Source organism: Yersinia enterocolitica subsp. enterocolitica (genome assembly GCF_901472495.1).
In the GTDB taxonomy this organism is placed as follows: Bacteria; Pseudomonadota; Gammaproteobacteria; order Enterobacterales; family Enterobacteriaceae; genus Yersinia; species Yersinia enterocolitica.
On the sequence record NZ_LR590469.1, the window covers coordinates 1,683,497 to 1,706,533 of the forward strand.

The window sequence follows — 23,037 nt, forward strand, 5'->3', positions numbered from 1 at the left end:
CAGAAAGCAAACAAATGCCCGCCAGTTAATCTGACGGGCATTATGATAATACTGAACAGTTTTAATGACACACTCCGCTGAGCATATATAGCCCGGCGTCACCTTTTTTCGCGCTCGCAAGCTGGTAATCCACCCGACACTGTTGGCTGGCATCCCTACCCCACTGCACCAACAACTGCCCGGTTTCCGGCAAGCCAGTCAGATAGGCTTTCCCGCCTTCGTCGACAATCGCCGCATTAGCGGGCTGATTAACCAAACTGGCCATCGCACCAAACGGAATGGTTTCGCCATTATTGCGGGTGATGGTCATCAGTGCCCGCGCCCCGATTTGTGGGCTGAAGCTGGCGCGCACTATCGCCCCTTCGGTCGGCAGCACCTTGGCATCGGTGTTTGTCACCTCGGCATCCGGTGGTAAATCGGTGGTTTCCAGCGAGATATCATGTTCCTGATAAGGGAAGATACTTGGTACGATACTGTAACCACGAAAATCCGTTTTCAGCCGATGGTCTTCGCTGGTAGACACTCCGCTCACCCCCGGCACTTCAATCAGTGCGGCGGTGCCATTGATCTGCGGCCCAAGTGTCAGCCCATGCCGGTGGATAACTGCCCCGCCGGACACATTGGCACTGCACTGGCGCATCGTCGGAGTATAGTAATAATCTCCGCCAATATCGCCGTAAGAACCGTGCCAATCCAAACCAAGTGAGCCACTATTTTCACCGGAGTGAAATTGAGCATAATGCTCTGTCTGGCGCACATTCCAGCTCAGCCGATTATCGAAAGCATGGCCATACAAGCTCAGTTCGTGATCTTTGCTGTTAGCAGATGACGTCATGCGGTAAGCCGCATAAGTGTCGTGATCACGACCTAACGGCATACTCACCGACAAACTCAACAGGCGATCCTGATTACCGCGATACTGATTTTGTGTCCAATCCAGTGAGCAATATAAATTGCCGATATTGAAGCTGTACTGAGCGCCCCACGAACTGCTCGCTGGTGCATCACGATAACTCTGGCGCGACCAATTTAGGTTCAGATAACCAAACTGACCCAAGGGTTGCCCAACCACCACATGGATTTGGTTGCGCAGTGAGTTTGAGTACCAATCCCTGCGGCTGTAATCATGACGCCGATAACTCTGCAACACATCGGATAAATTACTGAAATCAGCGGTGCTATATTGGCTATTTACCACTGAAAATGAAGTATCCGATGCTTGCAACGTTTTGTTATAGCGCACTTCCCATACTTGCCCTTTCACCGGCTGCTGCTGCCGATATTCACTGGTAGCTTGGGTAATGCTGGATGATAATGCCCCATAATCCCCCAGCATCACCCCCATCCCAGCCGTGGTGGCCTGATAGTGCGGCGACCATTGCCCGCCGACAAAGGCGGTCAGATTCCACGGCAAACCATAGGCGACTGTGGCCTGTGCGATGGGAGTGGTTTCCACATCCACATTAGCTGGGCGATAGCGCCCTGCCATCAGGTTGTAGCGCAAACGCCCCTTGCGTAGCGCTATCGCCGGTACGCTATAAGGCACGGTAAACTGCTGCGTTGTGCCGTTACTTTCCAACACCGTCACATGCAAATCACCGTTTGAGTGACTTGGCAGCATGTCAGTTAACTTAAAAGGCCCCGGTGACACCACGGTGCTGTAGATCAGATAGCCATTTTGCCGCACTTCCACTCGCGCCTGAGAGCGGGCAATGCCACGCACCACTGGCATAAAATCGCGCTGACTGGATGGCAACATATTGGCATCATCACCCAACATCACTCCGGTAAATGGCACGCTGTCAAAAAAATCACCGGGGGTATAGCTTTCCCCCAAAGTGATACGACTTTTTAAGCGGTATAGCCCACGCGTGGCATAGATATAGCTACTTTGCCATTTACCAGCACTATTGCCCGATTGATTCCAACTGATAGCATTACGAATACGCCATGACCCGATATTGAAGCCGGGATACAACTGAACATAGTTCGAGCGCTGCTGCTCACCGGTTTGGCGATAGGTTGTGGTACTGCTATTGGCCATATAATTCAGCAAAAAAGCAGTAATACCATCATCCCAACGCTCGACAGGTATTTCATCCTTAGGCCGTAACGCCACTTGCGGAATATTCAGCACCAGCCGCATAGCATAAAACTCAAACTCTTCACTGGCCTGTGGAATTGCCGCCAAATTAACACATTGGCTTGCTTGCTTATCCTGCTGAATATTTTTTTCTGGTGGCAATAACTCAGGGTAATTATCCACATCCACGCCATAGCGGGATAATTGCTCTTTAGTTAAACACGACTGCAGCGAATATTCTCCAGTCGGTGATTTTACTGCATGGAATGTCACATTAGTGGAATCCACTTTTTCATCACCTAAGAAAATATCCACCTGATAAGTGCCCGGTAGTTGCCCTCCTTGTTCAAATAAAGAAAGATCCGTGTCATTAGCATTGATATTATTATTCGCTAACAATATAGGGTCAAAGGTGTAATGACCGGCCCACACCGGAAGTACCAAACATATCGCCCAAAATGCAATAAGTTTAGCTACCGAATTTTTTAAAGAAAAAAACATCATCTCACCCCATAAAAATACAGGGGAAATATCAAATAACAGTAATAACTTTAAATGTTAGCTTTAAATACCTGACTCACGCTCCCCAAATCATTAATGATTTGCCAATTGATTTCTGCGGGAGCCCCTGCCATATCAATCGGTAGTGAAAAACTTCTTTCCGCGAAAGGCGCGACATAATTTTCATTTCCGGCAGAAGATAACTTGATATTTTTGTTGCCCAAACTTACAGATTTAAAATTCATATAAAATGGAGTGGGATTATTAACCTGCAACTGTTGTCCATTACGGTGCCAGATTAATTTTCCTGCCATCTCTTCAGGTTTCTGTCTAAGTTGATCGGGCCTGACCAGTAGCTTCATACAAGTACCAACTGATAACAGGATATTTAGATTAACATCTTGCATATTGTTTTTTTTATCGTGTTGGCTATTATCCCATACATCCCCCTCTTTAGGTGGTACACCCGTTATACATAACCATTGCAAACTTTCGCGATCCTCGGGGAAGTTACCACCAGTGCGAGTTACGCGTACTCGCCCCCGCATACCCGCATCCAGGCGAAATAATGGCGGAGTCGCCATAAAAGGCGCTGGCGAATGTTTATCTTCACCTTTGACCTGAGTTTGTACCAATATCGGGTAATCTTGTGGATTGGTTACTGATAATGACACTCCTTTAACTGAAGATAATGGATAGATAATCCGTGTCTCACCAGTCCTCACTGAAAACTTATGCTGACTTGTATTAAAACCCATGCTACTGGCGTGAGAATAGGGTAATAAAATCAATGACATAAAAACAAATAAAAATAAATTATAACTTATAAAGTTGTGAGAGAATTTATATTTCATCCCATCTCCTTAATAAATCAATTTTTAATTATCATTCTGCCAGTATGTAAAATAGACAACGCAGAAAACATGGCAATACATATTGCCATGTTTTCCTCTCAGTTAGGCTATACGTTCCTAAGCCTGATGAGCTTACTCGACATATTCCTCAACACGCCCAGTGAACTGATATTCACCTGCTTTAACCTCGTCGCCAGCAGCAAGAAAGAAAGTCGCTTCCACACGCTCAGAACCGTCATCTATCCACCAGTGGTCGTTATCCCACGATAGCTCATTTGTATGTAAGTCAACTCTGGTACCATCTGCAGAAACCATCTGTCCTCCCTCAGATGCACCGGTAGGCCGAACATTCCAACCTTTATGTTCCCCTGAGTCCGACATTACCAGATGGAAGGCAGGTGTATCTGCATCCAATTTGCCTGACACAATCTCGTTTTCAGTAGCCTTGAATTCAACTGAGAACGAACCTCCCTCTTTAACAGTTTTTGTTGCAGAGATGTCTTTACTATTAATAACAGTCGGTTCTGCATGTACCATATTAACCATCCCGCCACTAGCCAACATTAACACAGCAATTGCTAGTGGTTTTTTAACAAATTTTTTCATATTCATTTTATATCTCACATTAATTGATTAGTATGAAGATGAATAACGATAATGAATGTCGGTAACGGCACCTAACCTATGATGCAAACGGTGTCATCACTGACGAGGAATATACTGGCAAGTTTTTTGGAAAGATTAAATTATTAATGGATTATTAATATTTAATAAATACTGACGCATAAAAAAGCAGGATAGCTCAGCGAGATATCCTGCTTTTTTATCTTTTATACGGGAGATTATTAAGGGAAATTTCTAAAGTAACACTGTTACAGGCTACGATAAGACGCATGAATATGTTTACCTTGCAAGCCTAAAAATAGCGAAGACAAGTGAATAGTTTCACCATTGATTTCAATAAACCCGCGATCACCATGAAAAAAACTGACAATATTCTTTTTCTGGTTATCGACTTCATAAATACAAACTGATAAAGGTGATCCTAATGACTTTAGCGATCCTTTCGGTTGCCCACTGGGTGCCGATTGATATGAGTGCAATGGGAAAAATACAAATTCCCCCCAAGGTTTTCTTAGGCTTACACCAGACATCTCTTCTGACAGAATCAAGTGCGAATCCTTATCAAGAATATAGTGCAGAACCTCAAACTTTAGCCCGCTCACTCTTACATCTATATGTTCAGTATTGGGGCCATATTTTACTTCGGCGTAATAGCATAAGTGCTTGTAACTGTAGATTAATAATAATACAATAATCGAGGTAACGGTGATGAGAACCCATGTTCTGATTTTCATTGCGATTTACATTCCGATTTATTACAAACAATAACTGAACCAAAATCGTCTTTAAATATCAGGCTATTTTTAACCTTAGGTAAGGGCGCGGCAGTATAAGCTAATACCGGTGGTAAATTAGTGATAATCGTGTTGTGGGTACGACTGTCAGTAATAGAGATAATATCGTCCCCACCAATAATAAAAAGTGTTATCGCAATAACAATGGCGATAGCCATAAAGTAGCCAGCATAATTATGGCGAAACCTTTGACGCACTTTGGTAGATTGCTGTGGCTGGCGTTGGACATCAATATTCTCATCAGCGGCAACATGGTTTAATGCCAGGTTATTTGCTGGTTGCTCATATGCCAGGCTGTATATAACCAGTTCAAGGCTATCTTTCTGCAAACTATAGCCGACACTTTTATGGGTTTTAATCACCTCATTTAAGGTAGCTTTACGTAATACATCACGGATATGCTTTATCGCTACCGGCAATGAAACCGCAGAAACGACTCGATCAGGCCAGCAATGACTGATTAATTCATCGCGAGGAATCACTTCACCGCCACGTAAATAGAGATATTCCAGCAGCACTTCATTCTTTGATAAAGCATGTGCTTCATTATTAATCATAAGCACATTTTTTAATTTATCTAAAACAACAGAGCTACTCACCCCCCCTCCTTTTAACTTTTAATCTTGAAGTTACTGAATGACTAACCAGATGATTACTGGCGGATCGATATTTTACGCAACAAACTTAAACCAAACCCAAACGGCGCTTAATTTTTCGCCATCATTATGATCCATTAATAATGCAATATGCACCTAATCCTAGTTTATTAATCCACTGTAATAATTATAGAAAATATAAAAAATGCCAGTCAACATTTTAACTGACTGGCACTGATTAATAATCTTTATCTGTATATCTAATAATGCTTATGCCACTTTTGCCACGACCGCATCAGGGCGTTTTAGCATCGCGTACAGGCCACCGGCTAAGACGGTACCGGCAATAATCGCCACCAAATATAACAGCACTGGATGAATGGCCCCTGGGATCAACAGCACGAACAAACCGCCGTGTGGTGCCATCAGTTGCGCGCCGAAGGCCATTGACAGAGCACCAGTTAATGCGCCACCCGCAATACAGCACGGCAAGACGCGCATTGGGTCACGGGCCGCAAACGGAATCGCCCCTTCAGAGATAAAGCACAAGCCCAATACCAACGCGGCTTTGCCCCCCTCCTGCTCACCTTTGTCGAACTTATGCCGCGCCAGCAGTGTTGCCAGCCCCATCGCCAGCGGTGGAACCATCCCCGCCGCCATAATGGCCGCCATCGGCGCATAAACTGAAGAACTCAACAGTGCCACCCCAAAGGCGTAAGCCGCTTTGTTCACCGGCCCACCCATGTCGGTACACATCATGGCACCGAGGATGGCACCCAGCAGTACCGCGTTCGCTGTACCCATAGATTGCAGCCAGTTAGTCAGGCCAGTCATGATTTTAGCCACCGGCGTGCCGACCACATAAATCATCACCAAACCGACAATCAAGCTGGCGACCAGCGGGATGATCAATATCGGTTTAAGCGCTTCCATACTTTGCGGTAAATGTAATTTGGTGCTGATCGCTTTGGCGACATAACCGGCCAGGAAACCGGCAATGATACCGCCAAGGAAGCCGGCACCAGTGCTCACCGCCAACATACCGCCAATCAAACCCGGCGTCAGGCCCGGGCGGTCAGCGATGGAGAAAGCAATGAAACCGGCTAATACCGGTACCATCAGGGCGAAGGCCGAACCGCCACCAATTTGCATCAAAGCCGCAGCCAGTGTGCCTTTCACTTCAAAGGCTTTAATACCGAACACAAACGAGAGCGCGATACACAGACCACCGGCCACCACCATTGGCAACATGTAAGAGACACCGGTCAGCAGATGGCGATACGGGCCGCCGGTTTCTGCTTTCTTAACCCCAGTGCTGCTGCCGGTTTTTGGTTGATAAACTTCCGCTTCCACCAGTGCTTTGTCCAGCTCCTGCGCGGTCTTCTTCAGCGCCAAGCCAGTGGTGGTGCGGTACATAGGTTTGCCCGCAAACTTATCCAAATCCACTTCAATGTCAGCCGCCACAATCACCAAATCGGCCGCAGCCACTTCTTCCGGCGTAATAGCATTGCCCGCACCAACGGAACCGCGCGTTTCAACTTTTACCCACCAACCACGTTTTTTCGCTTCACTTTCAATGGCTTCAGCCGCCATAAAGGTATGAGCTACACCTGTTGGACAGGCAGTAATCGCCACAATACGTTTCGGGCCGGTCGTTGATGCGGCGACTGGCGCGGCTGCAACGGCAGCCTGATAAGGTTTGGCCTGCGCAATTGCCTGGGCCAGAAAGCCTTCAGGATCACGCACCGCTTTTTCCACATCACCGAGATACAGGTTTTTGCCGTTCAGCGCACTGTCAGCCGGGATTGCTTGCCCGGCCACAATCACCAGTTCTGCATCTGCCGCCTTCTCAACCCAGCTCAGTCCTGCTTTTGCCGCCGCAGCACCCAACATCAGTGACGCAAGGTGGCCTCTGGCCTGCCCGAGCGAACTGTCTATTATTAGTAGCGTTTTCATTTCGCCTCCGGAGATCAATTAAAGGGTTTCAGGTCCACTTTCGCCATCATGGCTGCCAGTTGTGGGCGATCCGTAATACCCACATTGCTCTGGCTGACAGCCAAAGCCGCGACGGCGGTTGCCAGGCGCAAGGTATGCTCACTGGATTCGCGCATTAACAATCCATAAATCAGTCCACCCACCATCGAGTCACCGGCACCGACAGTGCTGACCACCTCGCAAGCCGGGGGTTTTGCCAACCAGGCACCAGAGGCATTAACCCACAACGCACCTTCAGCCCCGAGAGAAATCACCACGTGGGCAATTCCCTGATCGCGCAGTGCATGTGCGGCTTCCACCACGTCACCCAGTTCAGGTAACGGGCGACCAGCCCAAATTTCCAGTTCACGACGATTAGGTTTCACCAACCACGGTGAAGCTTTCAGACCCGCAACCAAGGCTTCGCGGCTGCTGTCGAAAATTATGCACGGGCACTGAGAGCGCAGGCGCTTCATCCAGTCGGTAAAGTCATCGGGATTCACCCCCGCAGGCAAGCTACCGCTGACCGCTACCATGTCGAACTGCCCCAACCAGCTCAATGAGTCAGTTACAAAACGATCCCAATCCGGTTTGGTGACTTCAAAGCCGGAGAAGTTAAAGTCAGTCACTTCGCCATCTTTTTCGGTCAGTTTAACGTTAATGCGAGTACGCCCCGGCACTACCTGAAAACGGTTGGCGATACCCAATTCGCTAAATAAAAGCTGGAAGCCATCTTGGTTATCTTTGCCGAGGAAACCGCCAACTGTGACATCAATACCTAAGTCTTTCAGTACCTTGGCAACATTAATACCTTTACCCGCCGCATGCAGACCGGCAGTTTTTACCAGATTCACTTCACCGCGTTCGATTTCCGGGCAAAAGCCCACCAGATCATAAGCCGGGTTCAATGTGATGGTGGCGACTCTTCTGCTCATGCTGCCCCCTCGCCCAGACCGGCGGCGATAGCTGCACCAATGGCATCCAGCGCGGCTTGTGCATCTTCACCGCTGGCGGTAAAGCGCAGACGATTCCCTTTTTTAACCCCTAGAGCCACAACTTTCATTAGACTACGTCCATTAGCGGGTTTACCGGTGCCGTCCAGATTGGTTACGGTGATTTCACTGGTAAACTGTTTGATTGTATTGACTAAAATCGTCCCTGGGCGCGCATGTAACCCATGTTCGTTACGAACAACAAACTCAGCGCTTAGTACTTCATTTTGTTCAATATATTCACTGGTCAGCAAAGCCAGCAGTGCGGCAGCATCGGCGTTCAGCAATAGGTCAGCTTTCTTCGCCAATAGCAAGTCGCTGAGATAGTTCAGCACCGAAAATGGCTGATCATCAACCACTGACAGTGTCAGCAATAGGGCAACTTTCTCCCCGTTATGTTCAAAAGCGCTTGCCGGGCGGCTGACTGTCGCAGCACTGGCCAAATTACCTTCGGTGCTGTCACTCAGCCAGATCCCCTGCCCCAGATTCAGCGGTTCACGAGTAATCACATCACTAACAAAGTGCGCATCAACAGCCCCGATTTGCTGTAAACGGCCCGCATTCAGTGCTTGCAGCGTGATCAAGTTGTCAGCCGCAACATCAAGGGCGATGAGTGAAGTGTCAAAATGGAATTCAGCGGTTTTTCTCTCACCCATCAGCAAGCTGCGTAATTCTTCAGCTGAGGTCGTTTTTGCCAACTGCGCGGCAACCGCATCGTCACTTAATACGTGCGTCAGTTGGCGCAATAATGCCAGATGTTCATCGGAGCGTGCTGCAATGCCGATAACAATATAGGCGGTTTGATCTTCGCCCCAGGCAATACCCTGCGGGAATTGGAAAACCTGAACGCCGGTGTTCAGCACCAGGTCGCGGGTATCAGTGGTACCATGTGGGATAGCAATACCATTACCCAAATAGGTCGAGGTTTGCTGCTCGCGGGCTAGCATCCCATCAAGATAGCCGGCAGCAACATTGCCAGCTTGAGTGAGAGCCGCGGCCACTTGAGTGATAGCTTCGTTTTTGCTGTCTGCTTGGGCAGCCAGATGGATATCTTGCGTCGATAACTGGAACATTATATCTCCTCTCTTGCTGAATTGAATCGTTTCAGCTTTAGTGAGAAAAAGGAGCGTTACCCTTTATCATCTGGTGACGAGATAACGCTGAAACGTTTCAAGGAGTGTGTTTCCGACACAGAATATATGCAAGTTTTCTGCTTTTATTCTTGATGGATTTTTGACACTCCGCACATTTTCGTCTTTAACGGGTTTCTGTCAGCAATAAAATAGCCCCATTTGCTGACAGTTGCTGACAGTTGCTGATACTCATATCAAAGGAGCTAAACAATGTCAGTTGTTGTCGGTGTTGGCGTTATTATTATCAATCAACAAGGTGAGGTACTGTTGGGCAAACGCAGCAGTCAGCATGCGCCTTACTGGTCCATTCCCGGTGGTCATATGGAGGCTGGCGAATCTTTTGAACAAGCAGCGCAGCGGGAGATATTTGAAGAAACAGGTTTAAATATCAATGAGATGAAAGTTATTGGTTTGTGCAATAACCTGGCGACCTGGCGTGAAGAAGGTAAACATACAGTTTCGGTTTGTTTGCTGGCACAACACCCCGGCGGACAACCTGAGCTGAAAGAACCGGATAAATGTCAGCAATGGTTGTGGTGTAGTCCGCACGCATTACCCGAACCCCATTTTGAAGCCAGCCGTCATGCTATCGATTTATGGTTGAATCAGCAGTTTTACTTCCCCTACGACTAAAAAATAGCGCTGTATAACAAAATATATAACCAGTAAAATCAGCTGGTTATATGTGCTATCTCACAAAAATTCATCCATTCATCACATTTATATTCAGCAATTTGAACTAATATTGCTAAATAACCTTATAGAGTTAGTCATCAACAGAAAACCTCCCTACAATAGACCCACTTATTTTATGGGAAAGGCTTATCGCTGATAGATAAGGCTCTGTTGGCAGATTATCTGGCATTTTATCCAGTCGTGCATTTGATTCGTCTGTTTTAACAATAATTATTATATATCTTATGTGGGTGCAATTATGAGCAAAAAACAAACTGGCTTCGTGAAAAGACGCCGGTGGGGATGGTTATGGATTCTGCTGATCGGCATTATTATCGGTGCCGCGCTCCTCGCAGGAACTGCCACTGTCTTCCATAAAACCAGTGATACCGCGTTCTGCGTCTCCTGCCATACCATGCAGCAGCCACTGGCTGAATATCAAGGTAGCGTCCACTTCCAAAACACCAAAGGTATCCGCGCTGAATGTGCTGACTGCCACGTGCCTCATGAGCCGCTGGATTATCTGTGGACCAAAATCCGCGCGGTAAAAGATATCTACGGTGAAATGGTTGGTACCATTAATACACCAGAGAAATATGAAGCCCATAAACTCGCGATGGCCCAATCGGTGTGGAAAACGCTGAAAGAAAACGACTCAGCAACCTGCCGCTCGTGCCACAGCTTTGATGCCATGGATATCACTGGGCAAAGTGCTGAAGCACGGATTCAGCACCCTGTCGCCATCAAAAAGGGTGAAACCTGTATTGATTGCCATAAAGGTGTGGCCCATATCCTGCCTGACATGAGTGAAGTGACTCAGGCCGGTGCCGCCGAATTGGCCACCGCAGCAGCACAAACCCCAGCAACCGCCACCACCCTGTATACCATCGCCACTGAGCCGTTCTTTATGAACGCCGGTGACAGCCATAACGCCGGTAACCTGATGCCATCGACTGAAGTTGAAGTGGTGAAACAGCAAGGTGATCAGGTATTGGTGGATGTGAAAGGCTGGCAGCAAGAAGGCGTGGCAGAAGTGTTCTATGCCGCTCAAGGGAAACGCATTTTGAGTGTGTTACTGGGCGAAGATGCACAAAAAGCGCTGAAAACATTAAATACCCAAACTGACCCGGAAACAAATTTGGTCTGGCATCAGGTTGCGCTTCAGGTGTGGTTACCGAAGAAACAACTGGTTGATGATCAACAGAAAATCTGGCGCTATGCCGCTGATATGATGTCGGCTAACTGCACTGGCTGCCACGGTTTAACCGCGCTCGACCGCTTCAATGCGAACCAATGGATTGGGGTAATCAAAGGCATGGCACCACGTACCTCCCTGACTCAGGAACAGTTACGCGTGATGACACAATATGTACAAAAGCATGCCAGTGATATGCCGGCCAAGCTGTAAATAAGAGGCGAAAATGACTAAATACGAACAACAACCCTTGCAAATGAGCCGCCGTCGCTTCTTATTGGGCACCAGTGCGCTGGCCGCATTGCCTCTGATAGGTGGCCTGTGGCCAAAATCAGCGTTGGCGCAAGCTATCAGCCAGGCATTACCGCAGTTTCTGGCACTACGTCAGGCACAGAAAGGTATTCTGACCGGCGCGCATTGGGGAGCCTTTGAGGCTATCGTCGAAAATGGACGTATGGTCGGCGTGCAGCCGGTCAAAGATGATCCGTGGCCAAATGACCTGATCACTATGGCTCCTTATCAAGTGCATGCGGAGAACCGCATCAAATATCCGATGGTGCGCAAAAGCTGGTTGGAAGGTGGCCCCGGCAGCCATACCGAACTACGTGGCCGCGATGAATGGGTGCGCGTCAGTTGGGACAAAGCTACAGAACTGGTGTGCAACGAAATAGTACGGGTACAAAAAGACCACGGCCCACAAGCGCTGTATGCCGGTTCTTATGGCTGGAAAAGTGTCGGTATGCTGCACAACAGCCGCACTTTGCTGCAACGTTTAATGAACCTGAGTGGTGGGTTCCTCGGTTATGCCGGTGACTATTCCACCGGTGCCGCACAGGTGATCATGACTCATGTCATGGGGTCAATGGAGGTTTACGAACAACAAACTGCCTGGCCTAACGTAGTGGATAATAGCGAGCTGGTGATCCTATGGGGGTGTAACCCAATGATCACGCTGAAAAATAGTTGGAACGTTCCGGATCACGTTGGCCAAACTGGCTTTGAAGCGCTGAAGAAGAAAGGCACCAAAGTCATTAGCATTGACCCGGTTCATAACGACAGCGCCAAATTCACTAATGCCCAATGGATTGCCCCGCGCCCTTATACCGACAGCGCGATGCTCATTGGCATTGCCCACACCTTACTCACTGAAAAGCTACACAATCCCGACTTTATCAAAACCTATACCATTGGTTTCGATAAATTCCAGGCTTATCTGTTAGGGGAAACCGACGGCCAGCCGAAGACAGCAGAATGGGCGGCAGATATCAGTGGTGTCGATGCTGACGTAATACGCCAACTGGCACGCGATATGGCGAAGCAGCGCACCATGATCATGGGCGGTTGGGGGATTCAGCGCCAACACCACGGTGAGCAACAGCACTGGCTGCTGGTGACGGTTGCCTCGATGCTCGGCCAAATTGGTTTGCCGGGTGGCGGCTTTGGTTTCAGCTACCACTACTCTTCCGGTGGTAGCCCAACGGCGAAAGGCGGTATTTTACCGGGGATTTCTGCCGGGAATGCACCGAAGAACTCGCCATCACCGATTCCGGTAGCGCGCATTGCCGAGTGTCTGGCGAATCCGGGCAAAACCATTGATTTCAATGGCACCAAAGTGACCTACCCCGATGTCAAAATGGTCTATGTGGCTGGCGGGAATACCTTCCATCAGCATCAGGATACCAATAATCTGGTGAAAGCCTGGCAACATCCTGAAACCATCGTGGTTAACGAACCCTACTGGACTGCCACCGCTAAACATGCCGATATCGTGTTACCGGCCACCACCAGTTATGAACGCAACGATTTGGAAATGGGCGGCGACTATTCGCAGCTTTATGTTTTCCCGATGCATCAGTGCGTCCCGCCACAGCATGAAGCCCGCAGTGATTTTGATATTTTCGCTGCTATGGCCACTCGGCTGGGGGTCATTGATGCCTTTACCGAGGGTAAAGATGAAACTCAGTGGCTGAAATCAATGTATGACGATATGAAGTCACAAGCCCGTACAGCACGTGTCGCCCTACCGCCTTTCGATATGTTCTGGGAGTCAAATAACTATATTCGCTTCCCAATTCCCGAGGCCAACAAGCAGTGGGTGCGTTTTGCCGATTATCGTGAGAATCCATTACTCAACCCACTTGGCACGCCATCGGGTAAAATTGAAATCTATTCCGATACCATCGCCAAAATGGAGTATGCCGATTGTCAGGGGATCCCAACCTGGATGCCACCTCATGAATGGTATCGCGGAGCCGAAGCGAAAAAATATCCGCTGTCGCTGAACACGGCGCACCCAATCAACCGCCTGCATTCGCAATTGGATAACACACCACTGCGCGAAAAGTACGCGGTAGCGGATCGCGAAGCCATTCTGATAAGCCCACAAGATGCTAGCGCACGTCAGATTGTGAACGGCGATTTAGTGCGGGCATTTAATGATCGCGGGCAGATTTTGGTCGGTGCCGTGGTAACGGAAGATGTGCGGCCAGGCGTGGTACGGATAAGCGAAGGGGCATGGTTTGATCCCGCCGAGCCGTCTGTACCGGGTTCAATTTGTAAGAACGGTAATATTAATTGCCTGACTTTCGATATCGGCTCGTCCAGTTTAGCGCAAGGTAACTGTGGGCAGATGGCACAGCTTGAAATTGAAAAATACACCGGGCCAGTGCTGAAAAATACCGCTCACGCAGTTCCGGCTGGGGCTTAGTCTTTAGGTTGAATAACTGAGGTCAATATTATTATCGCCCTCATATTGCTGACAAATTGAACCAAGGGGAATCGTGCCGTTGGGGTCGTAACGGCGTAAGCCGTCGGAGCGCCCCTAGGTGCGGTAAACCCTTGGCTCACCGTGCTTTCTCGCCGAGCCAGTGATCGATTAAGGCGCAGTATCCGCTTCCAGTTTAATCAAATACACCAGTGCCTTTTCGCGCGTATCAAAACACATTTCCGGCAATGCTTGCAGGCTGGCGCATACTGCTGGGCGAGATGGCAAATGGAAAATACCGCAGCGCATATTGTCATCCAAATGCAGGCAACGGGTATTGGCGGGCTTGCCAAATGGCATACCGGGGATCGGGCTGGAAATTGAAGGAGCAATACAGCAGGCACCGCAATCTGAGCGACAGTCCATCAGCAGGCTCCTGTAGGCTGGTGGAATAACAGCGGACAATAGCAACCCCCCTCGTTAACTACCAGCACTATCCTTGCTCAACCGCTCAATAGCCGATCCAGCACACAGCTTCACCACCTCACCCGATCACTTTCAGTTTACTTTTTAACCTGAAAAATGCTTGTTCGGGCGATATTCAATTACAACCAAACACCGAACCAAGACTAACCACTGACCAAACTAGCCGCATAAGCATATTCATCTGTTTACAGTTTCATCGCCACCGCGTATCATTGAGCTAGTACAGAAGAGCTATTAGCCACCTTATTTTATTCTCTAAGTCATGGAGTCGAATTAAATGTCGATGGAAGTATCCCAACCTATATCACGCCCCTCCGTCCTCGGCGGCGCAATGATAGTCGCCGGTACTGCTGTGGGCGCGGGGATGTTCTCAATTCCTATCGTGACGGCGGGGGTATGGTTCAGCGGCTCAGTGATGCTGCTGATTTATACGTGGGCGTGCATGCTGATTTCCGGCTTGATGATTCTGGAAGCCAATCTGAACTACCCAAGTGGGGCCAGTTTCCACACCATGGTGCAAGATCTGCTGGGTAAGGTATGGAGCTCCATTAATGGCGTATCTATCACTTTTGTGCTCTATATTCTGACTTACGCCTATATTTCAGCCGGTGGGTCAATTATTACTCATACGTTGGAAAACATTGCAGGTATTGGCCAAACCAGTGCTGGCTTTATCTTTGCCGTTTTGGTGGCATTTATTGTCTGGTTATCCACCCGCGCGGTCGACCGCTTAAGCACCATATTGATCGGCGGAATGGTAATTACATTCGTCATGTCTGTCGGTGATATGTTTAGCCATGTGGAAAGCGCGGTTTTGTTCAATCAGACTGATAGCAATGCCAGTTATTTACCCTATGCATTAGCCGCACTACCCTACTTACTGACCTCCTTTGGCTACCACGGTAATGTGCCGGGGTTGGTGAAGTACTACCATAAAGATGGTAAAGCGGTGGTGCGCAGCTTGCTATACGGTACGTTGATAGCGTTGGTCATTTATATCCTGTGGCAATATGCCATTCAGGGCAATATTGCCCGGGATGCATTCAAACAAGTTATTGCTGATGGCGGTAACATTGGTAGCCTGCTGAAACAGATGGATACTGTCTCTGCCAGTCAAGCCACCAGCCAACTGCTAAATGCCTTCTCTTATATGGCATTGGCCAGCTCATTCCTTGGGGTATCCCTTGGTTTGTTCGACTTTATTGCTGATTTCTTTAAATTCACCGATGACCGCGGTGGGCGTACCAAATCAGCACTCATCACTTTTGTTCCACCCACTGTCGGGGCGCTGCTGTTCCCAAATGGCTTTCTCTACGCCATTGGCTTTGCTGGTTTAGCCGCCACCATTTGGGCAGTTATTGTTCCAGCATTAATGGCACGCGCTAGTCGTAAACGCTTCCCACAAGCGAGTTATCGCGCACCGGGTGGGCGCTTTATGATTGGCTTTATTATCCTGTTTGGCTTGATCAATGCTGTGGCTCATATTGCAGCATTAATGGGTCTGTTACCGGTGTATGCATAAGGCCGATTTTGTCACGAAAATCTTACTCTTTTTTGCGCTATCTCCTTGCCTGAATCACGCGGCACGAGTAACTTGTCGCAACTTATCTTCAATCCTGATTGGCGGTTAATAAATGGCAAGAGCTAACGAAATAAAACGCGGTATGGCGGTCAACCTCAACGGCAAATTACTGCTGGTGAAAGATATCGACGTGCAAAGCCCAAGTGCCCGTGGTGCCAGCACTTTATATAAAATGCGTTTTTCTGATGTGCGTACCGGTTTAAAAGTTGAAGAGCGTTTTAAAGGTGATGAGATCCTCGATACCATCACTTTGACGCGCCGCAGTGTGAATTTCTCTTATATCGATGGCGACGAATACGTCTTTATGGATGACGAAGATTTCACCCCATACAACTTCAAAAAAGAGCAGATTGAAGAAGAACTGTTGTTTATTCCTGAAGGTGGGATGCCGGGGATGCAAGTTCTGACCATGGACGGTCAATTGCTGGCGTTAGAATTGCCACAGACTGTTGATATGGAAATTGTTGAAACCGCGCCGAGCATTAAAGGTGCGTCAGCCAGTGCCCGTAACAAACCGGCAGTAATGAGCACCGGTTTATCTATTCAGGTACCAGAATATATCAGCCCTGGCGAGAAAATCCGTATTCATATTGCAGAGCGCCGCTATATGGGGCGTGCAGACTAATACTCTTCATCTTTCAAGTTGTAGGTGTGTTGGCTGCTCTCGCTCACCCGAATCACTTACTTGAGTAAGCTCATCGGGATTTGCTTGCTGGCCGCCTTCCTACATCTTGAAATCTATTGAGTATAGTTTGGATATACAATAATTAAGGGCCGATTTTCGGCCCTTAATATATTGAAATATGACGGGTTACTTTAGCTCTGGGAAGAAGGTGCGTTTGAGCGCTAACTCCACACCGCGAACTTCTGCTAACCCTTTCAACCGACCAATCGCGGAATAGCCCGGATTGGTTTTCTTATGTAAATCATCCAGCATTTGGTGGCCGTGGTCTGGTCGCATCGGAATCGGGCGCATATCTCCGGCAGCCTGACGACGTTGCTCTTCAGTTAAAATCGCTTTAACCACAGAGTACATGTCGACATCACCTTGCAAGTGACCACCTTCATGGAAGGTTTTTGGGTTCCCTTCGCGGCAAGTCGAACGCAAATGAGTGAAGTGAATACGATCGCCAAAAGTCTCGATCATCTTCACCAAGTCATTATCTGCACGGACACCATAAGAGCCGGTACACATAGTGAAACCATTATGGATGCTGTCAACGGTCTCTTTTAGCCACTGCATATCTTCAATCGTGGAAACAATACGCGGCAGGCCAAGAATTGGGCGCGGTGGATCATCCGGATGTACCGCCATACGCAGGCCAACCTGTTCAGCAACCGGTATAATCGCACGCAGGAAATATGCCATATTTTCACGTAGTTGCGCTTTATCGATGCCATCATACTCGGCTAAACGCGCACGGAATTGATCCAGCGTATAACCCTCTTCAGCGCCGGGTAGACCCGCAATGATATTGCCTGTCAACTTGGCAATATCAGCCTCGGTCATCGCGTCAAAGTAAGCTTTCGCCTGTGCTTGCTCTTCAGCGGTGTAATCCTTCTCCGCACCGGGGCGTTTCAGGATATGCAGCTCGAAAGCAGCAAAGGCTATCTGGTCAAAGCGCAGTGCCTTGGAACCATCCGGCAATTGATATTCCAGATCGGTACGTGTCCAGTCCAATATCGGCATGAAGTTATAGCACACGATATCAATGCCGCATTCGGCAAGGTTACGCAGGGTTTGTTGATAGTTTTCAATATGTTGATCGTAATTACCGCTATGAGTTTTTATTTCCTCATGAATCGGTACACTTTCCACCACCGACCATACCAACCCTTTAGCCGCAATTTCAGCCTGACGCTGTTTGATTTCACTCACCGGCCAGACTTGACCATTCGGGATATGGTGTAATGCAGTCACTACTCCGGTCGCACCAGCCTGACGGACATCATCTAACGACACCGGATCATTTGGGCCATACCAACGCCATGTTTGTTCCATTTATTTTTACCTTCTACGTAAACTGTTCAGGTGCATACAATTTTGTTATACCGACTAATGCGGTTATCCCACGAATGCTTTTATACAGACCATGTTTTTATACCGACCATGTTTTTATACAGACAATGTTGTTATACCGATTTCCAAGAGGTATCACTCAGCTTTATCCTTACTCTTTAAGCGCTGCGTGTCAAAAAACAAAACCTCATTGGTTGATCCACTTCACGAATATAATCAATATTGGACTTACCAATTTTATTTTCTGTCATATGGCTTTACACTGCAAGCCGTAATTGTATGGCAACAAGCAAAAGAAAACGGTCAGTATGGTGTGGCTTTTTCCTATAGAAGCCAAACGAAACTGGTCTAACAACTTTTTATCTAACACCTTTTATCGCAATCCCCTTTGTTATATCCATGGGGTGAATGATTCTGGAGCCACGAATGAACACTATTGCCAACAGCCGCCTTCCCGATACCGTACAGCAACCTGCTTATGATAGAACTGCACTGAAAAGCCGCATTGTTCACCTCGGTTTTGGCGCATTTCACCGCGCTCATCAGGCACTATTGACTGACAGAGTATTAAATAAACAGGGAGGCGACTGGGGTATCTGCGAAGTCAGCTTGTTTGGTGCTGATGTCTTGATTCAAAACTTGCGCCAACAAGACCACCTCTTCTCCGTATTGGAAAAAGGCGCGCAAAGCAATCAAGCCATTGTCGTTGGCTCGGTATGTGAATCGGTGCATGCCCGCTTAGACGGCGTTATGCAGGTGCTGGAAAAATTGGCCGAACCACAAGTGGCGATAGTGTCGCTGACCATTACGGAGAAAGGTTATTGCATTGAGCCGGGTACCGGCCAACTGGATCTGCAAAATGAATTTGTCCGCGCCGACCTCGCTATCCCTGATGCTCCCACTTCCGCCCCTGGTATTCTGGTTGAAGCGCTGCGATTACGGCGCTTACGCGGACTGCCGCCGTTTACTGTGCTGTCATGCGATAACATTCCAGAAAATGGCCATGTGGTGAAAAACGCGGTACTGGGTCTGGCAACAGCCCGCGACCCAGAGTTGGCAAGCTGGATAGAACAGAATGTCACTTTCCCTAATACCATGGTCGATCGCATTGTTCCGGCTGCGACCCCAGAAACATTACAAGAGATAGCCGATACGTTGGGTGTGGCCGATGCTTGCGGTATTGCCTGTGAACCGTTTATTCAATGGGTGGTTGAAGACAAATTTGTAGCAGGTCGTCCTGACTGGCAAGTCGCTGGGGTACAGTTAGTTGATGATGTGTTGCCATTTGAAGAAATGAAGTTGCGCATGCTAAACGGTAGCCATTCTTACCTCTCCTATCTGGGGTATCTGGCCGGTTATCAGCATATTAATGACTGCATGGCAGACGAAAATTATCGGTTGACCGCGCGTCGCCTGATGATGACAGAACAAGCTCCAACATTGCGCGTCACCGGTATTGATCTGAATGCTTATGCTGACCAGTTGATTGAACGTTATAGCAATCCATCATTGAAACACCGCACCTGGCAAATCGCTATGGACGGCAGCCAGAAATTGCCACAACGGATGCTGGATTCAGTGCGTTGGCATTTACAAAATGGCGGCCCATATCGTTGCCTGGCATTGGGTATCGCGGGTTGGATGCGTTATGTGAGCGGTGTAGATGATAACGGGCAATCTATTGATATTCGTGACCCAATGGTGGATAGCTTTAAAACCTGCGTTGAGAATAGCGAAGATGGGGTTGCCAGAGTGCAGAGTTTATTGTCATTAAAATCACTGTTTGGTGAATCCTTACCACAACAACCCGAATTTGTTCAAGCCGTAACAGAAGCTTATCTCAGCCTGAAACAGGTTGGCGCGAAAGAAACGGTAAAAAGTTTGGCTCAGCAGGGTTAATTTAGTGGGCTAACAGGAGGAGCCTCAAGAATGAGGCTGCTTAAATCCACCAGAACAGTGAGCGCAGCCCTCATTCTAGCTTCAAAGCCGCAGGGTTTACCCAAAGTCATTGAAGTTACAGGTAGGCGGCAAGCAAACAAATCCCGATGAGCTTACACAAGTAAGTGATTCGGGTGACAAATCGGTCAGGAACCGATTTGAACGCTGCTTGCAGCGGCCTCGCAGAGGCGAGGCCCATGGACGGGCCGAGTAACGAACGCAGCCCCCATCTAGCTTCAAAGCCGCAGGGTAAATTACTCTTCGAGTTGATATGGCGCAGACTCAAACAAATAACCATCAAAATCGGGATGGTTAGCATCCGAGATTTCAAGCAATTTCAATTTTACATTTTCCAAATGCTGCCACATGGCTTGCTTGGCTGCTTTGCTATCGCGGCGTAGCACCGCTTGCAGGATTTTTTGGTGATCTTCCATCCATTGCCAACGGTAACTGAAATCAAGGGTATGACTGTGCGCCCCCTGCCACATGGCGCTGGTTTTTCTCGCCTGCCATGCCTCTGCAACCATATTTGCCAATACACTATTTTGCGTCGATTGGGCCAGCAGGCAGTGAAATAGCTCATCTGCACTTTCATCCACAGCACCAGCATCTAAAGCGGTTTTTTCCTGCTCGATGGCCTGGCGCATTTTGATGATGTCTGCTTTAGTCGCTTGCATAGCAGCAAAAGCAGCGACTTCGCTTTCCAATAATTGGCGAGCCTGCAACAGCTCAAATGGGCCATAACCACTGTCGGCGGACACGACAGACTCCCCATTTACGAGCCTATCGGGAACATTCACCACATAGACGCCGGAGCCCTTGCGTACTTCCACTAATTTTTCCAGCTCCAGCATAATCAATGCTTCACGCACCACACTGCGGCTGACGCTGAAGTTTTCGGCAATATCACGCTCAGGCGGTAAACGATCACCTAAATTGTATTGCCCACTGATAATTGCTTCTCGCAGCTGACTGCCGACTTCCTGATATAACCGCATAACCTTATTTCCTGCATCAGGTATTAGCATTAAAAACGCTAAATTGGCCTGACCAAAGGGTGTCTGAATAACAATCAGTATATCATGTGGTCAAACAATTTCATTGCGGTCAAACAATTTCAATGAAGAAGAAAACATCCGAAAAACTAACACGGCTTATCAGTGTAATAAGCCGTGTTTATAGGATGATTAATTGAGTTTGTAGCATTAGAGGTAAGTAACGGTCAAAATTCCCAAACTACGTTGCGGATTCAACCATTCCAGATTTGAAGACGCCAACTGATTGGGTAACCGAGAAGTCAGAGACATATTACGTGAGAGTGTTTGTCGTTGAGTCAGTGTTTCACCATTGCGATAACAGCGGGTTGTTATCGTTTGATCAGAAAATGAGGTATCACATGGGCTTTCTACAATAGCTCCGGAAAATGTAATTGTTCCACTCACCGACAAGGTAGACTGTGCGCTACTTGCGGCAAAAGATATTGTCCATGAAAACAATATTGCTAATATAATCTGCATCCGATATTTGCTCATAACTACCTCGACTCTCATAACTGTCATTTTAAATGATAGAGGATTCCAAGCTGAGCAATGGAAATGATAGAGCATTTTTTATAGCGCTACTCTTTCAATAACTCACTAAAATCCCTCGATGAGACAAATTATATTTCCTAACTTGATATAACCATTAGGCGCCGTTCCTAAGTCCCCTAGGAAATACTCTGTGTTTTGGCTTTTTTCGTTTCAAAATAAGCCGACTCAGTGTTATATCCTCTGTATATAACTACGGCACCAATGGCCTTAAACTTAATAGGGCATTAAAAAAATTAATATCGGAGACTTCTGATGACAAAAACAAACTTGATTACCGGCTTTTTGGGATGTGGCAAAACCACCACCATTCGCCATTTATTGTCGCAAAAACCGGAACATGAAAAATGGGCGGTTCTGGTCAATGAATTCGGCGAAATCGGTATTGATGGAGCGCTATTGGCTGATAGTGGTGCGGTATTAAAAGAAATACCCGGTGGGTGCATGTGTTGTGTCAATGGATTACCCATGCAAGTCGGTTTGAATATGTTGCTACAACAAGCAAAGCTAGATCGGTTACTGATTGAACCAACGGGGTTGGGACATCCAAAACAGATTCTGTCTTTATTAACCTCGGATATTTATCAACCGTGGATCTCGCTGCATGCCACTCTGGCACTATTGGATGCACGCCAGTTAAGTGAGCCTCGCTATACCGAGAATGAAAATTTTCGTGACCAATTGGCCGCAGCCGATGTTCTCGTGGCAAATAAACAAGATGCCTATAGCGAGATGGATTATGCAGTATTAAAGCAATGGCATGAACAACAACCAGTATCACGCCCACTCTATTATGCAGAACAAGGGAAGATTGATATTGCTCTGCTGGATATACCGCACAGTAATAATGATGAATTACCCGACGGCGCACATCATCACAGCTCAACACGACAAAAAGGATTAGCCGCATTGAGCTTGAAAGCTAACGAACCTTGGCGTCGCGCCCTTAATCAGGGTCAAGGTTATCTGAGTTGTGGTTGGATATTTAATGCCGATACCGTATTTGACACAGTGCCATTATTAGAGTGGGTGCGATTAAATCCGGTAGCACGTATAAAAGGCGTGATGCGCATTCCTGAGGGTACTCTGGTGGTTAACCGCCAAGGGCATGACTTGAAAATTGAAACTCGCCAGGCCCCCCCCACTTGATAGCCGGATTGAACTCATTAGCACAACTGACCCTGACTGGAATTCATTACAGCATGAATTACTCAGGATTCGACTACACAAAGGGGTATAATACGCCCAAATTTATTTACTGCACCGTTGTTACACTGACAATTTATAGATTAAAGGC

Annotated in this window: 18 protein-coding genes and 1 pseudogene; 7 read left to right on the forward strand and 12 right to left on the reverse strand. The window is 47.7% G+C overall.

Annotation, left to right across the window (positions count from 1 at the left end; genetic code table 11):
- Positions 1 to 61: 61 nt before the first annotated feature.
- From myfC to fruB, 8 genes are all read right to left on the reverse strand, one after another.
- Positions 62 to 2,533 carry a fimbrial polyadhesin usher MyfC gene (myfC, locus tag FGL26_RS08020; RefSeq protein ID WP_174531806.1) on the reverse strand — a complete coding sequence of 824 codons (2,472 nt, stop codon included), beginning with the start codon at positions 2,531 to 2,533 and terminating at the stop codon, positions 62 to 64.
- Between the two features lie 101 nt (positions 2,534 to 2,634).
- Positions 2,635 to 3,438 (reverse strand): fimbrial polyadhesin assembly chaperone MyfB, encoded by an 804-nt coding sequence (myfB, locus tag FGL26_RS08025; protein WP_005171375.1) that lies wholly within the window; start codon positions 3,436 to 3,438, stop codon positions 2,635 to 2,637.
- A gap of 132 nt (positions 3,439 to 3,570) precedes the next feature.
- Entirely contained in the window at positions 3,571 to 4,050 is a 480-nt protein-coding gene (gene myfA / locus FGL26_RS08030) for a fimbrial polyadhesin major subunit MyfA (protein WP_005161785.1), read from the reverse strand.
- A gap of 260 nt (positions 4,051 to 4,310) precedes the next feature.
- Positions 4,311 to 4,796 (reverse strand): fimbrial polyadhesin regulatory protein MyfF, encoded by a 486-nt coding sequence (myfF, locus tag FGL26_RS08035; RefSeq protein WP_005171379.1) that lies wholly within the window; start codon positions 4,794 to 4,796, stop codon positions 4,311 to 4,313.
- On the reverse strand, positions 4,793 to 5,455 hold the full coding sequence (locus FGL26_RS08040) for a winged helix-turn-helix domain-containing protein (protein WP_032912759.1): 663 nt from the start codon (positions 5,453 to 5,455) through the stop codon (positions 4,793 to 4,795). The genes myfF and FGL26_RS08040 overlap by 4 nt, the downstream gene beginning before the upstream one ends.
- A gap of 267 nt (positions 5,456 to 5,722) precedes the next feature.
- Positions 5,723 to 7,408, reverse strand: a complete 1,686-nt coding sequence (gene fruA, locus FGL26_RS08045; protein WP_005171384.1) for a PTS fructose transporter subunit IIBC — start codon at positions 7,406 to 7,408, stop codon at positions 5,723 to 5,725.
- A gap of 14 nt (positions 7,409 to 7,422) precedes the next feature.
- Positions 7,423 to 8,361 carry a 1-phosphofructokinase gene (gene fruK / locus FGL26_RS08050; protein WP_005171387.1) on the reverse strand — a complete coding sequence of 313 codons (939 nt, stop codon included), beginning with the start codon at positions 8,359 to 8,361 and terminating at the stop codon, positions 7,423 to 7,425.
- Entirely contained in the window at positions 8,358 to 9,491 is a 1,134-nt protein-coding gene (gene fruB, locus FGL26_RS08055) for a fused PTS fructose transporter subunit IIA/HPr protein (RefSeq protein WP_005171391.1), read from the reverse strand. The genes fruK and fruB overlap by 4 nt, the downstream gene beginning before the upstream one ends.
- Before the next feature lie 270 nt (positions 9,492 to 9,761).
- Between fruB and FGL26_RS08060 the strand changes: the two genes are divergently transcribed.
- From FGL26_RS08060 to torA, 3 genes are all read left to right on the forward strand, one after another.
- Positions 9,762 to 10,184 (forward strand): nucleotide triphosphate diphosphatase NUDT15, encoded by a 423-nt coding sequence (locus FGL26_RS08060; protein ID WP_005171397.1) that lies wholly within the window; start codon positions 9,762 to 9,764, stop codon positions 10,182 to 10,184.
- Between the two features lie 301 nt (positions 10,185 to 10,485).
- A complete protein-coding gene (locus tag FGL26_RS08065; RefSeq protein ID WP_005171399.1) occupies positions 10,486 to 11,634 on the forward strand; it encodes a NapC/NirT family cytochrome c in 1,149 nt (382 codons plus the stop codon).
- 13 nt (positions 11,635 to 11,647) lie between these two features.
- Complete coding sequence (gene torA, locus FGL26_RS08070) at positions 11,648 to 14,128, forward strand: trimethylamine-N-oxide reductase TorA (RefSeq protein ID WP_005161808.1); 2,481 nt, start codon at positions 11,648 to 11,650, stop codon at positions 14,126 to 14,128.
- A gap of 168 nt (positions 14,129 to 14,296) precedes the next feature.
- Here torA and FGL26_RS08075 read toward each other — a convergent pair whose 3' ends face one another.
- On the reverse strand, positions 14,297 to 14,551 hold the full coding sequence (locus FGL26_RS08075; RefSeq protein WP_005171402.1) for a YkgJ family cysteine cluster protein: 255 nt from the start codon (positions 14,549 to 14,551) through the stop codon (positions 14,297 to 14,299).
- Positions 14,552 to 14,888: 337 nt separating this feature from the next.
- Between FGL26_RS08075 and mtr the strand changes: the two genes are divergently transcribed.
- On the forward strand, positions 14,889 to 16,133 hold the full coding sequence (gene mtr, locus FGL26_RS08080; protein WP_005171405.1) for a tryptophan permease: 1,245 nt from the start codon (positions 14,889 to 14,891) through the stop codon (positions 16,131 to 16,133).
- A 112-nt stretch (positions 16,134 to 16,245) separates the two neighbouring features.
- A complete protein-coding gene (gene yeiP, locus FGL26_RS08085; protein WP_004389501.1) occupies positions 16,246 to 16,818 on the forward strand; it encodes an elongation factor P-like protein YeiP in 573 nt (190 codons plus the stop codon).
- A gap of 186 nt (positions 16,819 to 17,004) precedes the next feature.
- Here the strand turns inward: yeiP and uxuA are convergent, their stop codons facing one another.
- Positions 17,005 to 18,195 carry a mannonate dehydratase gene (gene uxuA, locus FGL26_RS08090; protein WP_005171409.1) on the reverse strand — a complete coding sequence of 397 codons (1,191 nt, stop codon included), beginning with the start codon at positions 18,193 to 18,195 and terminating at the stop codon, positions 17,005 to 17,007.
- Positions 18,196 to 18,639: 444 nt separating this feature from the next.
- Between uxuA and FGL26_RS08100 the strand changes: the two genes are divergently transcribed.
- Complete coding sequence (locus tag FGL26_RS08100; RefSeq protein WP_005171412.1) at positions 18,640 to 20,112, forward strand: mannitol dehydrogenase family protein; 1,473 nt, start codon at positions 18,640 to 18,642, stop codon at positions 20,110 to 20,112.
- Between the two features lie 293 nt (positions 20,113 to 20,405).
- On the opposite strand, the gene FGL26_RS08105 is transcribed toward FGL26_RS08100, so the two are convergent.
- Both FGL26_RS08105 and FGL26_RS08110 read right to left on the reverse strand, forming a co-directional pair.
- Positions 20,406 to 21,149, reverse strand: a complete 744-nt coding sequence (locus FGL26_RS08105; protein ID WP_005161827.1) for a GntR family transcriptional regulator — start codon at positions 21,147 to 21,149, stop codon at positions 20,406 to 20,408.
- 207 nt (positions 21,150 to 21,356) lie between these two features.
- Entirely contained in the window at positions 21,357 to 21,668 is a 312-nt protein-coding gene (locus FGL26_RS08110; protein WP_223300568.1) for a YmdA family protein, read from the reverse strand.
- Between the two features lie 327 nt (positions 21,669 to 21,995).
- Here FGL26_RS08110 and FGL26_RS08115 point away from each other — a divergent pair.
- Positions 21,996 to 22,980, forward strand: a pseudogene (locus FGL26_RS08115) (CobW family GTP-binding protein).
- Positions 22,981 to 23,037: the final 57 nt, after the last annotated feature.

What these genes read in the sequence shown, in the direction of transcription:
- myfB (WP_005171375.1), bottom strand. Translation starts at nt 3,438, where the DNA reads ATGAAATATAAATTCTCTCACAACTTTATAAGTTATAATTTATTTTTA.
- myfA (WP_005161785.1), bottom strand. Translation starts at nt 4,050, where the DNA reads ATGAATATGAAAAAATTTGTTAAAAAACCACTAGCAATTGCTGTGTTA.
- myfF (WP_005171379.1), bottom strand. Translation starts at nt 4,796, where the DNA reads ATGAAAATCAGAACATGGGTTCTCATCACCGTTACCTCGATTATTGTA.
- fruA (WP_005171384.1), bottom strand. Translation starts at nt 7,408, where the DNA reads ATGAAAACGCTACTAATAATAGACAGTTCGCTCGGGCAGGCCAGAGGC.
- fruK (WP_005171387.1), bottom strand. Translation starts at nt 8,361, where the DNA reads ATGAGCAGAAGAGTCGCCACCATCACATTGAACCCGGCTTATGATCTG.
- fruB (WP_005171391.1), bottom strand. Translation starts at nt 9,491, where the DNA reads ATGTTCCAGTTATCGACGCAAGATATCCATCTGGCTGCCCAAGCAGAC.
- FGL26_RS08060 (WP_005171397.1), top strand. Translation starts at nt 9,762, where the DNA reads ATGTCAGTTGTTGTCGGTGTTGGCGTTATTATTATCAATCAACAAGGT.
- FGL26_RS08065 (WP_005171399.1), top strand. Translation starts at nt 10,486, where the DNA reads ATGAGCAAAAAACAAACTGGCTTCGTGAAAAGACGCCGGTGGGGATGG.
- torA (WP_005161808.1), top strand. Translation starts at nt 11,648, where the DNA reads ATGACTAAATACGAACAACAACCCTTGCAAATGAGCCGCCGTCGCTTC.
- FGL26_RS08075 (WP_005171402.1), bottom strand. Translation starts at nt 14,551, where the DNA reads ATGGACTGTCGCTCAGATTGCGGTGCCTGCTGTATTGCTCCTTCAATT.
- mtr (WP_005171405.1), top strand. Translation starts at nt 14,889, where the DNA reads ATGTCGATGGAAGTATCCCAACCTATATCACGCCCCTCCGTCCTCGGC.
- yeiP (WP_004389501.1), top strand. Translation starts at nt 16,246, where the DNA reads ATGGCAAGAGCTAACGAAATAAAACGCGGTATGGCGGTCAACCTCAAC.
- uxuA (WP_005171409.1), bottom strand. Translation starts at nt 18,195, where the DNA reads ATGGAACAAACATGGCGTTGGTATGGCCCAAATGATCCGGTGTCGTTA.
- FGL26_RS08100 (WP_005171412.1), top strand. Translation starts at nt 18,640, where the DNA reads ATGAACACTATTGCCAACAGCCGCCTTCCCGATACCGTACAGCAACCT.
- FGL26_RS08105 (WP_005161827.1), bottom strand. Translation starts at nt 21,149, where the DNA reads ATGCGGTTATATCAGGAAGTCGGCAGTCAGCTGCGAGAAGCAATTATC.
- FGL26_RS08110 (WP_223300568.1), bottom strand. Translation starts at nt 21,668, where the DNA reads ATGCAGATTATATTAGCAATATTGTTTTCATGGACAATATCTTTTGCC.